At 47.6% G+C, this 13,286-nt stretch carries 14 protein-coding genes; 7 read left to right on the top strand and 7 right to left on the bottom strand.

Features of this window, described 5'->3' with window-relative positions; all coding sequences use genetic code 11:
* Positions 1–41: 41 nt before the first annotated feature.
* From mpl to panP, 6 genes are all read left to right on the top strand, one after another.
* Positions 42–1,388, top strand: coding sequence for a UDP-N-acetylmuramate:L-alanyl-gamma-D-glutamyl-meso-diaminopimelate ligase (gene mpl, locus LG272_RS04070; RefSeq protein WP_126760376.1), 1,347 nt, complete (start codon positions 42–44; stop codon positions 1,386–1,388).
* Positions 1,389–1,409: 21 nt separating this feature from the next.
* The gene (locus tag LG272_RS04075) at positions 1,410–2,030 is read left to right on the top strand and encodes a flavin prenyltransferase UbiX (RefSeq protein WP_198678615.1); all 621 of its coding nucleotides are present in this window, start codon (positions 1,410–1,412) and stop codon (positions 2,028–2,030) included.
* Between the two features lie 3 nt (positions 2,031–2,033).
* On the top strand, positions 2,034–2,981 hold the full coding sequence (locus LG272_RS04080; protein WP_126760374.1) for an ABC transporter ATP-binding protein: 948 nt from the start codon (positions 2,034–2,036) through the stop codon (positions 2,979–2,981).
* Between the two features lies 1 nt (position 2,982).
* A complete protein-coding gene (locus tag LG272_RS04085; protein ID WP_404409762.1) occupies positions 2,983–3,759 on the top strand; it encodes an ABC transporter permease in 777 nt (258 codons plus the stop codon).
* The gene (locus LG272_RS04090; RefSeq protein WP_241968022.1) at positions 3,756–4,460 is read left to right on the top strand and encodes a tRNA (guanosine(46)-N(7))-methyltransferase TrmB; all 705 of its coding nucleotides are present in this window, start codon (positions 3,756–3,758) and stop codon (positions 4,458–4,460) included. The genes LG272_RS04085 and LG272_RS04090 overlap by 4 nt, the downstream gene beginning before the upstream one ends.
* A gap of 69 nt (positions 4,461–4,529) precedes the next feature.
* Positions 4,530–6,191 carry a pyridoxal-dependent aspartate 1-decarboxylase PanP gene (panP, locus tag LG272_RS04095; RefSeq protein ID WP_404409763.1) on the top strand — a complete coding sequence of 554 codons (1,662 nt, stop codon included), beginning with the start codon at positions 4,530–4,532 and terminating at the stop codon, positions 6,189–6,191.
* Here panP and panC read toward each other — a convergent pair.
* The 7 genes from panC to sfsA form a co-directional block, all read right to left on the bottom strand.
* Positions 6,188–7,024, bottom strand: a complete 837-nt coding sequence (panC, locus tag LG272_RS04100) for a pantoate--beta-alanine ligase (protein WP_404409764.1) — start codon at positions 7,022–7,024, stop codon at positions 6,188–6,190. The genes panP and panC overlap by 4 nt on opposite strands.
* Positions 7,025–7,029: 5 nt before the next feature.
* Positions 7,030–7,824 carry a 3-methyl-2-oxobutanoate hydroxymethyltransferase gene (gene panB / locus LG272_RS04105; RefSeq protein ID WP_404409765.1) on the bottom strand — a complete coding sequence of 265 codons (795 nt, stop codon included), beginning with the start codon at positions 7,822–7,824 and terminating at the stop codon, positions 7,030–7,032.
* A gap of 39 nt (positions 7,825–7,863) precedes the next feature.
* Positions 7,864–8,343, bottom strand: a complete 480-nt coding sequence (gene folK, locus LG272_RS04110) for a 2-amino-4-hydroxy-6-hydroxymethyldihydropteridine diphosphokinase (protein ID WP_126760369.1) — start codon at positions 8,341–8,343, stop codon at positions 7,864–7,866.
* Positions 8,343–9,743: a polynucleotide adenylyltransferase PcnB gene (gene pcnB, locus LG272_RS04115; protein WP_404409766.1), complete on the bottom strand. Its 1,401-nt coding sequence runs from the start codon at positions 9,741–9,743 to the stop codon at positions 8,343–8,345. Before pcnB ends, folK begins: the two co-directional genes overlap by 1 nt.
* 42 nt (positions 9,744–9,785) lie before the next feature.
* Complete coding sequence (gluQRS, locus tag LG272_RS04120; protein ID WP_404409767.1) at positions 9,786–10,658, bottom strand: tRNA glutamyl-Q(34) synthetase GluQRS; 873 nt, start codon at positions 10,656–10,658, stop codon at positions 9,786–9,788.
* A gap of 1 nt (position 10,659) precedes the next feature.
* Positions 10,660–11,112 (bottom strand): RNA polymerase-binding protein DksA, encoded by a 453-nt coding sequence (gene dksA, locus LG272_RS04125; RefSeq protein ID WP_404409768.1) that lies wholly within the window; start codon positions 11,110–11,112, stop codon positions 10,660–10,662.
* Positions 11,113–11,224: 112 nt separating this feature from the next.
* Positions 11,225–11,929, bottom strand: coding sequence for a DNA/RNA nuclease SfsA (gene sfsA / locus LG272_RS04130; RefSeq protein WP_404409769.1), 705 nt, complete (start codon positions 11,927–11,929; stop codon positions 11,225–11,227).
* Between the two features lie 68 nt (positions 11,930–11,997).
* Between sfsA and pepB the strand changes: the two genes are divergently transcribed.
* Positions 11,998–13,284 carry an aminopeptidase PepB gene (pepB, locus tag LG272_RS04135; protein WP_126760365.1) on the top strand — a complete coding sequence of 429 codons (1,287 nt, stop codon included), beginning with the start codon at positions 11,998–12,000 and terminating at the stop codon, positions 13,282–13,284.
* Positions 13,285–13,286 lie beyond the last annotated feature (2 nt).

Below are 13,286 nucleotides of genomic sequence, written 5' to 3' on the forward strand. Positions count from 1 at the left end.
CGTGGTACACTATCATCACGATAAAAAATTGAGTGAAACCCATGCATATTCATATTCTTGGAATCTGTGGCACCTTTATGGGAGGCATTGCGGCGCTGGCGAAGCAGCTTGGTCATAAAGTGACGGGGAGTGACGCCCAAGTTTATCCGCCGATGAGTGACCAATTACGCCAACTTGGTATTGAACTTATTGAAGGATACGAGCCAAGCCAACTCGAGCCTCGGCCCGATTTAGTGATTATCGGCAATGCGTTAAGTCGAGGAAATTCGGCCGTTGAAGCGGTGTTGAACCAGCGAATTCCTTACACATCAGGGGCGCAATGGCTCCATGATGCGCTACTTCAGCACAAATGGGTTTTAGCCGTTGCCGGTACACATGGCAAAACCACAACCTCGAGTATGCTGGCGTGGTTGTTGGAATATGCTGGTATGAAACCGGGATTTTTGGTTGGCGGAGTGCTGGCTAATTTTCAGCAATCAGCGCGCTTGGGCGAGAGTGATTTCTTTGTTATTGAAGCCGATGAGTACGATACGGCTTTTTTTGATAAGCGCTCGAAGTTTGTTCACTACTGTCCAAGTACATTGGTACTTAATAACCTCGAATATGACCATGCCGATATCTTCCCAGATTTAGCCTCTATTCAACGCCAATTTCATCACTTAGTGCGGGTAGTGCCTAGCTACGGCCGAATATTTTACCCTGAGCACGAGGAAGCGATTCAGCAAGTCTTAGCACAAGGCTGCTGGAGCGAGAAAGTTGCGATTGGTGTCAACGGTGAGTGGCATGCGCAATTAAACCACGCTGACGGTAGTTCATTTGATGTTTTCTATCGCGGTGAAAAACAAGCGACTGTTGAGTGGTCTTTAATTGGGCAACACAACGTATATAACGGCCTTATGGCAATTGCCGCTGCGCATCATGTGGGTGTGCCAGCTTCGGTAAGCGCTGAAGCATTTCAACAGTACAAAAATACTAAACGACGCCTTGAATTACTGGGCGAGGTAGCAGGTATTAAAGTTTATGATGACTTTGCTCATCATCCGACGGCAATTACCACCACGCTCGCTGGTATGCGTAAACGTGTTGATGATGCACGCATCATCGCGGTATTAGAACCGCGTTCGAATACCATGAAGCTTGGTACCATGGCGGATGCACTCGATGATGCGTTAAGTGAAGCGAATGAAATTTTTATGCTGCAGCCAGACAAGGTACAATGGTTGGTTTCAGAGAAAGTGCCACGAGCACAGGTAGGAAACTCAGTTGAACAGCTACTCGAGATGATTATCGGTCAGGCTCGTACAGGCGATCATATTGTGATCATGAGTAATGGCGGTTTTGGCAATATTCATCAACGTTTGCTTGATGGCTTAAAAGCGTCGTTGTAAGTAAATAGCTAAGGAATAATCATGACCCAATCAAGCATTACCGTAGCGATCACCGGAGCTTCGGGCGCGCCTTATGCCGTGCGCTTGTTGGCGTGTTTACTAGCTCAACAGCAGCAAGTGCATGTATTGATGTCGAGTGCGGCACGTGTCGTGTTTGCAACTGAACTTGATTGGCAACTACCAGCTTCGCCGCAAGCGATGAGCGAGGCGATGCAGCAACACTTTAAGGTGGCGCCTGAGCAGTTGCGCGTCTACGGCAAAGAGGAGTGGTTTTCTCCCGTTGCATCTGGCTCGGCAGCGCCGAAAAAAATGGTCGTTTGCCCCTGTTCAACAGGCACGCTATCGGCAATTGCGCATGGTAGTAGCGATAATTTGATTGAGCGAGCTGCTGACGTTGTGATCAAAGAACGCGGTCAACTTATTTTACTGCCGCGCGAGATGCCACTCTCTGCAATTCACTTAGAAAATATGCACAAGTTAGCGCTGCTTGGTGTAACCATAATGCCAGCTGCGCCAGGTTTTTATCATAAGCCGGAATCAATCGACGATTTAGTGGATTTTGTGGTGGCCCGCATTTTGGACCATCTCGGCTTAGAACAAACATTGCAACCACGCTGGGGATACGGCGAGGAGTCAAAATAATCTATGAAAGCATTGTCAATTCGTGGTTTAAAGAAAACCTACAAAGGTGGTCAGATTGCGCTTAAAGGGATTGATCTGGATGTTGAAGAAGGTGACTTTTTCGCATTACTTGGCCCGAACGGCGCTGGTAAATCTACAACCATCGGAATCATTTCGTCATTAGTTAATAAAACCGAAGGACAAGTAACAGTCTTCGGTTTTGATCTTGATACGCAGTTGAGTGATCTGAAACGCCAAATCGGGTTAGTCCCACAAGAATTCAATTTTAATCAATTTGAGACGGTACAACAGATTGTTGTTAACCAAGCAGGTTATTACGGTGTACCACGCGAAGTTGCGAAAGAGCGTTCAGAAAAGTACCTTAAACAATTGAGCTTATGGGATAAACGCAATAGTCCGGCGCGTATGTTATCAGGTGGTATGAAGCGTCGTTTGATGATTGCACGTGCTTTGTTACATGAACCAAAGCTACTCATTCTAGATGAACCAACGGCCGGCGTAGACATTGAGCTACGGCGTAGCATGTGGGACTACCTTGAAGATATTAATAAGCAGGGTATTACCATTATCTTAACCACACACTATCTCGAAGAAGCGGAAACCTTGTGTCGTAATATTGCGATAATTGACCAAGGAACCATTATCGAAAACACCTCGATTAAACGTCTTCTAGCCACGCTTAATATGGAAACCTTTGTATTTGATTTGGCGCCAAATGACAACGATGAAACGACTCAAGCTTTGACCCTCGAAGGGTTTACATGGCGAATCGTCGACGGTCATACAATTGAAGTTGATGTTGAGAAAAGCCAAGGATTAAATCGTGTTTTTGAGCAATTGAGCCAGCAAAAAATCACTGTGCTTTCCATGCGAAACAAGGCAAATCGTCTTGAAGAATTGTTTGTAAACCTAGTCGAAAAGGGCCGTCAGCCAGCGGCTGCGGGGGCTTAATATGCAATCATCTATTAGCTACATTGCGCTTAAAACAATTTGGATTAAAGAGTGCACGCGCTTTTTACGTATTTGGGTACAAACATTGGTTCCACCAGCCATCACCATGACCTTGTACTTTGTGATATTCGGTAGCATTGTTGGTGAGCGCATCGGTGAAATGGGCGGACGCCCATATATGGAATTCATCGTACCTGGCTTAATTATGATGTCGGTGATCACGAATTCGTATTCGAACGTGGCATCGTCATTTTTTAGTGCGAAGTTTCAACGCAATATTGAAGAAATGCTCGTTGCCCCAGTTTCCCCTGCGGTAATTATTGGGGGTTATGTAGGCGGTGGTTTAGCTCGAGCACTAATTGTTGCGATAATCGTTACGTGCGTGTCGTTTTTGTTTGTTGAGAACGTAAATATTCATAACCTATTAATTTTGGTTATCACTGTCATTCTCACTTCAACTTTATTCTCATTGGGTGGCTTAATAAACGCAGTTCATGCGAAGACATTTGATGATATTTCGATTGTGCCAACATTTGTATTAACCCCGCTCACCTATCTGGGCGGGGTTTTCTTCAGTATCCAATTACTACCGGGAATTTGGCAAACCATTGCACAAGCAAATCCTGTATTGTACATGGTCAATGCGTTTCGCTATGGCTTCTTGGGTGTTTCTGACGTCAACGTCGGCGTCGCTTTGGCAGTGATTATTGGCTTTAACCTGGTGTTGTTTATCACCGCATACATGTTATTGAAGCGTGGCGCAGGTATTCGTTCGTGAATAAAGAATCTAGGCCAGTTACAACCAATCAGCATGGTAACCACGAAGACTTAGTTGCGGTTGTCATGCGTCATTTGCGATCGCCGTTTCGCAAACCGATACAAGAACATAATCGTGAAGCTTTTGCGCAAGTGCAGAAGCTCGTTGCCGATTGGCAAGGACCAATTATTCTCGATTCATGCTGTGGCGTTGGTGAAAGTACCGCATACATTGCCGAACAGAATCCAGAGGCCCTTGTGATTGGTGTGGATAAATCAGCACATCGACTCGGCCGTCATGCGCATTATCAAAATGCCGCAGCAGGCCAGCGTTATATTCTTGTTCGTGCAGATTTGCATGATTTCTGGCGTTTAGCAGTAGAAGCCCACTGGCAGCTTCATGAGCATTACATTTTGTATCCAAACCCTTGGCCAAAGGCCGCTCACTTTGGGCGCCGTTGGCACGGTAGCCCAGTTTGGCCGTATGTGTTAGGGCTGGGTGGGCGTTTAGTGATGCGTTCCAATTGGGTGACTTACTTGACTGAAGTGGCGAGTAGCTTAGCGTTGGTCAATTGCAGTGCGTCAATATCGCCGCTGCTTGCCCGTCATGAGCCGATCACGCCGTTTGAGCGAAAATACCAACGTAGCGGCCAGCAACTTTGGGAGCTAGAAGCTCAGTTACCCGAAGATGGTCGATATTTTTCTGCAATCGAGGCAGAATAGAGCGCTTCCTTGTTAGTAATAAAAAGGGTTTAGTAACATCAAGGGTTCAGTAATCACAAGGATATTTGTTTGAGCGACAACAATTTTGCAGAAGTAAGCCAAGAGGCGTTACTGAAAATTTTTACAATTCCCGAAGCGCCAGATTCAACGCTAGGCAAAATCGAGAAACACCTTTCTGAAAACCTCATGGGCTTCTTAGGTGAGCATATTGTTGCGCGCGAAAAACCGCTGCATGAAATTGAGCAAAATTTTAGTTCAAGCGAAATCCCAGAAGAACCCCGTTATGTTTCTGACCACACGGAATTCTTACTCAACAACCTGGTTGCGCACTCAGTGCACACGTCATCGCCACGTTTTATTGGCCATATGACATCGGCCCTGCCGTATTTCCTATTGCCATTGGCAAAGTTAATGGTTGGGCTGAATCAAAACTTAGTGAAAATAGAAACTTCAAAAGCGTTTACGCCCTTAGAGCGTAATGTTTTAGGTATGTTGCACCATTTGGTGTATCAGCAAAACGAGAGCTTCTATCAGCGCTGGATGCATAGTGCACAGCACTCACTCGGCGCTATGTGTTCGGGTGGCACAATAGCCAACATCACGGCATTGTGGGTTGCACGTAACCTAGCGCTTAAACCTGACGGTGACTTCGCTGGCATCGCCGCAGAAGGTTTAGCCGCTGGTTTAGCTCATTACGGGTACAAACGTTTAACGATTATGGTCTCTGAGCGCGGGCATTATTCATTAAGTAAAGCGGCCGATGTACTGGGCATTGGACGCCGCAATTTAATCGCGGTACCGACCGACGAAAATAACCGAATACGTATCGATAAGTTACGCGAAGCGTGTGACAAAGTGACCGCAGAGGGTGGCCGAGTACTCGCGATTGTGGGGGTTGGTGGAACCACCGAAACCGGTCATATCGACCCACTTGATGAATTAGCTGATGTAGCAGAGGAAGTGGGCGCTCACTTTCACGTCGATGCCGCATGGGGTGGTGCGACATTGTTATCACACCGCCATCGTCATTTGTTGCGCGGCGTAGAACGTGCTGACAGTGTAACGATTGATGCGCATAAACAGATGTATGTACCGATGGGTGCCGGCATGGTGCTGTTTAAAGATCCGAGCATGGTTCGCGCTATCGAACATCATGCCGAGTATGTCATTCGCCACGGTTCGAAAGATCTTGGCGCGCATACTATGGAAGGCTCGCGTCCAGGTATGGCCATGTTGGTCTATTCCGCCATGCACGTGATGGGGCGTCGTGGTTATGAACTCCTAATCGATCAAAGTATCGAAAAAGCGCAAGAATTTGCAGAGCTGATTAAGCAACAAGACGATTTTGAGCTCATCACCGAACCAGAGCTTTGTTTACTGACGTATCGATTTGTTCCTGCGAAAGTAAAGCCTCTTCTAAAGCAAGCGAGTGCTGAGCAAATACGTCGAATTATGCCGCACTTAAATGCGCTTACACGATTTATTCAAAAACGTCAGCGCGAAACCGGTCGCTCGTTCGTGTCTCGGACGAAACTTACACCAGCACAGTATCATCGGGAGCCAACCGTGGTGTTTCGTGTGGTATTGGCCAACCCATTAACAACTAAAGAAATGCTCGAAGAAGTGTTGCAAGAGCAGCGTGAGATTGCCGCGCAAGCGATGAGCTTACGCGGGGCGTTATATACCGAATTGCGTGAATTGGGGCTGGTTCGCGAACCCCACGGTCGTTAACGATCGAATTGCAGATTATCGATTAATCGCGTTTTGCCAAGGTAAGCAGCGACAAGCAAAACCAGTTGCGGGTCAGTCACTTGCGCTGGCGCTAGGTCATCGCGTCGCCGTAGCTCCAAGTAATCAATGCGCAAGCCATTGTCTTCAAGATGCTTTCGAGCATGGCTAAGAGCTGCTTCGGGCGCTGCACCAGAGCGAATCTCAGCTGCCGCGTGTTGCAACGTTTGATAGATAATCGGTGCTATTTTACGATGCTCAGCCGACAAATAACCATTACGTGAACTCAAGGCGAGGCCATCGTTAGCTCGCTCGGTCGGCATGCCAATGATATCTACTGGGAGACTTAAATCACGCGTCATTAAGCGGATGACTTGTAGTTGCTGGAAATCTTTTTCGCCGAATATGGCAACATCAGGTTGCACCATATTGAATAGCTTGGCAACAATAGTCGCCACACCACGAAAATGGCCAGGTCGGCTGGCGCCGCACAAGATTTCCGAAATGCCAGGAACTTCAATAAATGTCTGCTGTTCGAGACCCCGCGGGTACACATCTGCAACCGTAGGTGCGAATACCGCTGTTGCATTGCGTTCGGCAAGGGCGATGCAATCCGCATCAAGAGTGCGTGGGTAACTATCAAGATCTTCGTTGGCGCCAAACTGCATGGGGTTTACGAAAATACTTACTACAACATGATCAGCGTGTTGCTTGGCTAGATCCACTAACTTTAAATGGCCTTCGTGCAGGTTGCCCATGGTTGGTACTAATGCCACGGTACCTTTTAATTGAGTACGCCAACCGCGAAGCTCGTCAAGACTTTTCAAAAGCTGCATAGTGATTACTCGAATGAATGCTCTGGGCCAGGAAAGGTACCGTCTTTTACCTGTTTAATATAAAGCTCAACGGCACTTGATAAATCACCCGCTTCAGCGAGAAAGTTTTTAACAAACTTGGGTAGATAATCGCTGTTCAGACCAAACATATCATGCATGACGAGTATCTGGCCGTCAGTGTGAGGGCCTGCGCCAATGCCAATAACTGGAATAGATAATTTACTACTGATAAGTTGACCGAGTTCGGTTGGAACGCACTCTAAAACCAACATTTGGGCGCCCGCTTGTTGCAGCGCAAGCGCTTGGCGTACTGTATTTTCGGCAGCACTTTGCTCACGCCCTTGAACCTTATAACCGCCAAGTACATTGATCGATTGTGGTAGCAGCCCAAGGTGCGCGCAGACAGGAACACTTCGTTCAACGAGCATGCGGATAGTTTCGAGTAGCCACTCGCCACCTTCAAGCTTCACCATGTTAGCACCTGCACGCATTAATTTTGCGGCTTCATGACATGCCTGTTCAGGTGTGGTGTAACTCATGAATGGCATATCCGCCATCACGAAAGCATCCGGCGCTCCACGGCGAACCGCTTCGGTATGATAGGCAACTTGTTCAACGGTAACTGGCAACGTCGTCGCTTGCCCCTGAATCACATTCCCTAGTGAATCACCAACTAACATAAAATCCATACCACAACTCGCAAAGAGCTTGGCAAAGGATGCATCATAAGCGGTTACCGAGACTATTTTGTCCTCGGCAGCTTTCATTTTTGTTAGTTTTGAAATTGTCATGCCCGCCATGGCGAACTCCTTGAGGCAGCCTAATGAGCTTCGATTGTATCAGGTTATTTTTTCAAGGTCATGATGCGTCATGTTGGCTAACAATGACGCAATAGTACGACCATCGGGCAGAGTAAGCTCTGGCTCCAGTTCAGCTAACGGTACCAGCACAAAGTCACGTTCTGTCATACCTGGATGAGGTATCCGCAGGCGCGGATCATCGATGGTGAGGTCATCATAAAGCAGTATATCAAGGTCTAGCGTCCGTGGACCCCAGTGACGAATCCGCTGCCGACCAAATTGACTCTCAAGCGCCTGTAATAAATCAAGTAAATCTAGCGGCGCGAGGCTTGTTTCCGCACACGCGACGGCGTTCACGTAATCTGGTTGATCACTTGGCCCCATCGGCGTGCTGGTATAAAGCGAACTACTTCTAACAAATTGAAATTGCGGCAGGCCACTCAAGCTGAGAATCGCGTCTTTAAGCGTTTCCACTGGATTACCTAAATTAGCCCCCAATGCAATATAGACCTTTGCCATTAATCTGTCTTCTTGGTCGATTTGGTTCGGCGTCGGCGACCGCCACGACGTCCGCGCTTCTTGTTTGGTTTGTCATCATCCGTAGTAACCGACGAGGGGCCTATATTGGTATTTTCTTGAAGCTTGGTCCAAAACTGAGCCCGTTGTTCGAGAGGTTTTTGCTCGAGCGGGGTCGCTGTTTTTGCGCGGAGTAACAAAAAGTCATAGGCCGCACGGAATTTAGGATGCGTGAGCAAGCTATTAATTCGCTTACCTTTAGCTCGCTCCATACGTTGTTGTAGTTGCCAAATTTCTCGAGCTGGAATACTAAATCGTTTCGGAATCGAAATGGTTTGTACCTGACGCCCAATCACATCAGCGGCAGCAATATTCAACGCATCGACCGGCGGTAAACCACTTTCGACACTTAACTGTTCCATGCGCGCTTGCAGCGGCCACCAGAGCAATGCGGCAAACAAGTAAGCAGGCGTAATGCGTTGGTCGTTGCGCACCCGAGTGTCGGTATCTAAAAAGGTTTGCCGCAGCATTTGATACGGAGCTTCAGTCGGCGCTGACAAATACGATTTCAGTAATGGGAACAATTGCTGAAATAAATGATAGTCCACTAACATTTCGAAGTTGGCTAAGCCTTTGCCTGCGGTGAAGAGCTTTAGGACTTCTTCAAACAGTCGAGCTGGCGGAATATTTTGCAATAACGGAGCAAGCTCACGAATTGGCTTTGCCACCGTATCATCCAAGCGCATGTTCAGTTTGGTTGCGAAACGAACTGCTCGTAGCATACGCACAGGGTCTTCGCGGTAACGCGTTGACGCATCACCAATCATGCGCAACACACCACTTTCGATATCTTTCATGCCATCGGCAAAATCAATAATGCTGAAGTCGGCAATGTTGTAATACAGCGCATTGACTGTGAAATCTCGGCGTTGTGCGTCCTCGTCGATCGTTCCGTAGACGTTATCACGCAGCAACATGCCTTCGTCGTCCTGCTTCGCTACTTTATCGGTGCGTTCATCTTCTGCGCTATCGTGATGACCACGAAAGGTTGCGACTTCAATAATCTCACGACCAAAGACAACATGCGCGAGGCGAAATCGGCGGCCGACTAATCGACAGTTGCGGAATAGCTTACGCACTTGCTCAGGTGTTGCGTTAGTTGCGATATCAAAGTCTTTTGGATGAAGTCCTAGAATCAGGTCGCGCACACAACCGCCAACCAAATAGGCTTGGTAGCCAGAATTATGTAGTCGGTACAGTACTTTCAGAGCTGGCTCTGAAATATCTTTGCGCGATATTGGATGTTTATCGCGAGGAATAATTTTAGGCTTAGCGAGAATATTCTGCGGTAAATTTGCATTGTCCGCAGGGCGCTTTAAAGCGCGTTGGGCCAAAGCTTTCATGCGTTTGATAATAAGAGGTTCTCCAACTGATGTCGCAAACGGTTATATTGTATCCTGCTGGGGCGTTTCAGGGAAGCTCCGCGCTTGCCATTGCGTGACAGCTTCAGCGAGTAACTGCGGTACGGTGAGCGTATGGCTTGGGGTTAATCCAAGAAACACGAGTGCGGCTTGTAATTGTGCTTTTGCATCGTCATTGTTCAGCGCCGGAGCATGATTCTGTTTGCTCAATTTGCGGCCATGTTCATCCAGCGCCAACGGCACGTGTTTAAAACGCGGAACCCGATCAGTAAAGTACCGCCATAAGTTCAATTGCCAACTTGTGGCAGTAAGCAAATCTTCACCTCGCACGATATCGGTAACGCCTTGCTCGATATCATCGACGACAACGGCTAATTGATAAGTAAATAATCCATCGCGTCGAAATAAAACGAAATCTTCACTGGCAAAATTTGGGTCGATGGTTACATGACCTTGCCAACCATCTTCAAACGAGAGAATGGGGTCATCATTACGAAATCGAATGGCAGAATCTGTTGAGTCGATGTTTTTGTTTCGGCAAATGCCTGTGTAGTAAGGCCCTAGCGCTTTGATTTGCTTTCGAGAGCACTCGCATCGGTAGGTTAGGTGGCGATGCCGAAGATATTCTAATGCAACTTGATAAGCGTCTGTCCGTTCACTTTGGTACCAGATGTCACCATCCCAATGTAACTCGTGACGTTTTAGCTGTTCAAGAATGACTTGGTCGGCGCCTTCAACGGCACGCGGGGTGTCGACATCTTCGATGCGCACTAGCCATTTTCCAGCGTGTGCGCGCGCATCGAGGTAACTCGCGAGAGCTGCAATGAGAGAGCCAAAATGAAGAGGCCCCGACGGGGTCGGGGCAAAGCGTCCACAATAGGGTAACGAAGCGGCCATACTAGGCGCCAGTCATTTGCTTCTCTTTGATTTCAGCTAACGTTTTGCAATCGACACAGAGGTCTGCGGTTGGGCGAGCTTCTAAGCGGCGAATTCCGATTTCGATGCCGCACTGATCGCAAAAGCCGAAATCATCTGCTTCAATTTTCTGCAGCGTTTTTTCGATTTTCTTAATCAACTTACGCTCACGGTCGCGTGTACGAAGCTCTAAACTGAACTCTTCCTCTTGAGCAGCACGGTCAACCGGGTCAGGGAAGTTTGCTGCTTCATCTTTCATGTGATGCACGGTGCGATCAACTTCTTCACGCAATTGTGCGCGCCACACTTCAAGAATTTTACGAAAATGCGCACGTTGCGCCTCATTCATGTACTCTTCGTCCGGCCCGAGCTCGTATGGCTCTAAACCAGCTTGCGCCAGAATGCCATGGGTTTTTTTCGGCGTTCCTTGAGGCATTATGGTTCTCCTGTATGAGACGTTGTTATTAAAAAGGTCGGTACATATACCAGAAAGCGAATATCGGCGCAATTTAATTTCTAATAATTTGCATTTGAAGATTTCGCATTATCTATATCATTACGGGTAGTTCTCGTCGCGGCGTTATTGCCTGCAACGTTAATTCACAGCCTAACGCGTAAAACTCCACACCCGCCTTACTTGCCTTCTGACATTCCTCAGCGTACTTCGGGTCAATGTGCCGTGCAGCACTCACGTTTTCAATACCGCTGTGTAAAACGGTATACAAAACTACAGCTCGATGGCCGTCAGCGACCATGTCTTGCAAACTTCTTAAATGGTCTGAAGCGCGTTTACTGACGGTATCAGGGAAGTAGCCTTGGTTAGCATCTGCTAAGGTCACACTCTTTACTTCAATATAGACTTCGCGGTGTTGTGAATCGCGAGCAAACCAATCAATGCGGCGGTTATCATAGCCGTATTTACGTTCTGCACTCAACTGCTGAAGCTCGGTTAGCTGCTCAATGACATTGCTATCTAAAGCTTCTCCTGCAACACGGTTAGCACGGTGCGTATTGACGCAAATTAATTGCCCCTTGAAAGTTTCGGCGATTTCCCAAGTGAAACGGTATTTTCGTTTAGAATTGGCAGAATCGCTTAGCCATACTCGCATGCCGGCTTCGGCACAGCCGGTCATGGCGCCTGTATTCGGGCAGTGTACGGTAACAACTTCACCGTTTTCGAGTTCAACATCAGCTAAAAAGCGTTTATAGCGTTTAATTAGCACAGCCTGTCGTAAAGGGTTGTGAAACAGCATTGTAAGCCTCATATAGCTCGGATACGATAGAGCATTAAAAGCCAAAAACATACTGGGAGCGTATTCGCATGTCTAGCACTGTATCTGTCTTTGTTTCGACACAGCAACCAAATCAATCGGCTTGGAAGCCAAGCACTGCGGTGATTCTTGGTGAGCAGGGTGCGACAATTTATGTTGCTGAAAATGAAGCTAACAACTTACGGAAAATTCAAAAGGCAGGCCGTCAGCTTGATTCAATGGGGGTAAAGTCGGTTTCGCTAGAAGGTGAAGGCTGGGATATTGAGCGTCAATGGGCTTTCTCGAATGGATTCACCGACACGTTAACGAAAAACCAAATTAACTGGGCAAGTGCTTCAGAACAACTGACACAATTGCGTGAAACAGCTGCATGGATTCGTGGGTTAATTAATTTACCACCGAACGAAATTTATCCTGAGTCACTCGCTAGCAAAGTCGCTGATAAATTGACGAGCATAGGTGGTGATGCGGTAAATGTACGTACTGTCGTTGGCGATGAATTGATAGCTGACGGACGCATGGGTATCCACACCGTAGGCCGCGCAAGCAAGCGTCCACCGGTTATGTTGGTGGTGGATTATAACCCGTCGAAACAAGCTGATGCGCCAGTTGATGCTGTATTAATTGGTAAAGGCATCACGTTTGACAGTGGTGGCTACAGCATTAAAAGTAGCGAGGGCATGCTCGCCATGAAATGTGACATGGGCGGTGCAGCAACAGTCGCAGGCGCGCTTGTGCATGCAATTCAACAAGGTCTACAAAAACGAGTGCAATTGGTGTTGTGCTGCGCTGAAAACCTAATTGACGGTAGTGCGTACAAGCTTGGCGATATTATTACTTATAAAGACGGTCAGACCGTGGAAATTGTGAATACCGATGCCGAAGGCCGTTTAGTTTTAGCCGATGGATTAATTTATGCTGGCGAGGTTAAGGCGCCATTGATCATTGACGCTGCTACGTTAACTGGCGCTGCGCAAGTTGCCGTGGGTACCGAGTACAATGCTTTATTTAGTGTCGATGATGCATTAGCGCAGTCAGCGCTTAAAATTGCCGATGAGCAACGCGAACTGCTGTGGCGTTTACCGTTAAATCAATGGCACAAAGATAATTGCCCGTCAGCATTTGCCGATACCGCCAATAGTCGACCACAAAAAGGTGGTGGCGCAGGTGGCGCAAGTAATGCCGCTGGTTTCTTATTACGCTTTGCGCCGAACGATGGTGCCGGATGGTTGCACTTCGATATTGCTGGCGCCTATAACGGCAGTGCCAACGCAATGTGGCCAGCTGGGGCAACAGCGCTTGGGTTCCGCACCATTGCAGCCACGTTATTGAAATAACC

Origin of the sequence: Pseudidiomarina marina, assembly GCF_044807045.1 — a bacterium.
GTDB classification, from domain to species: Bacteria; Pseudomonadota; Gammaproteobacteria; order Enterobacterales; family Alteromonadaceae; genus Pseudidiomarina; species Pseudidiomarina marina.

Coding starts and splice junctions, on each gene's coding strand:
- mpl (WP_126760376.1), top strand. CDS start 42: ATGCATATTCATATTCTTGGAATCTGTGGCACCTTTATGGGAGGCATT.
- LG272_RS04075 (WP_198678615.1), top strand. CDS start 1,410: ATGACCCAATCAAGCATTACCGTAGCGATCACCGGAGCTTCGGGCGCG.
- LG272_RS04080 (WP_126760374.1), top strand. CDS start 2,034: ATGAAAGCATTGTCAATTCGTGGTTTAAAGAAAACCTACAAAGGTGGT.
- LG272_RS04085 (WP_404409762.1), top strand. CDS start 2,983: ATGCAATCATCTATTAGCTACATTGCGCTTAAAACAATTTGGATTAAA.
- panC (WP_404409764.1), bottom strand. CDS start 7,024: ATGCAGCTTTTGAAAAGTCTTGACGAGCTTCGCGGTTGGCGTACTCAA.
- panB (WP_404409765.1), bottom strand. CDS start 7,824: ATGGCGGGCATGACAATTTCAAAACTAACAAAAATGAAAGCTGCCGAG.
- folK (WP_126760369.1), bottom strand. CDS start 8,343: ATGGCAAAGGTCTATATTGCATTGGGGGCTAATTTAGGTAATCCAGTG.
- pcnB (WP_404409766.1), bottom strand. CDS start 9,743: ATGAAAGCTTTGGCCCAACGCGCTTTAAAGCGCCCTGCGGACAATGCA.
- gluQRS (WP_404409767.1), bottom strand. CDS start 10,658: ATGGCCGCTTCGTTACCCTATTGTGGACGCTTTGCCCCGACCCCGTCG.
- dksA (WP_404409768.1), bottom strand. CDS start 11,112: ATGCCTCAAGGAACGCCGAAAAAAACCCATGGCATTCTGGCGCAAGCT.
- sfsA (WP_404409769.1), bottom strand. CDS start 11,929: ATGCTGTTTCACAACCCTTTACGACAGGCTGTGCTAATTAAACGCTAT.
- pepB (WP_126760365.1), top strand. CDS start 11,998: ATGTCTAGCACTGTATCTGTCTTTGTTTCGACACAGCAACCAAATCAA.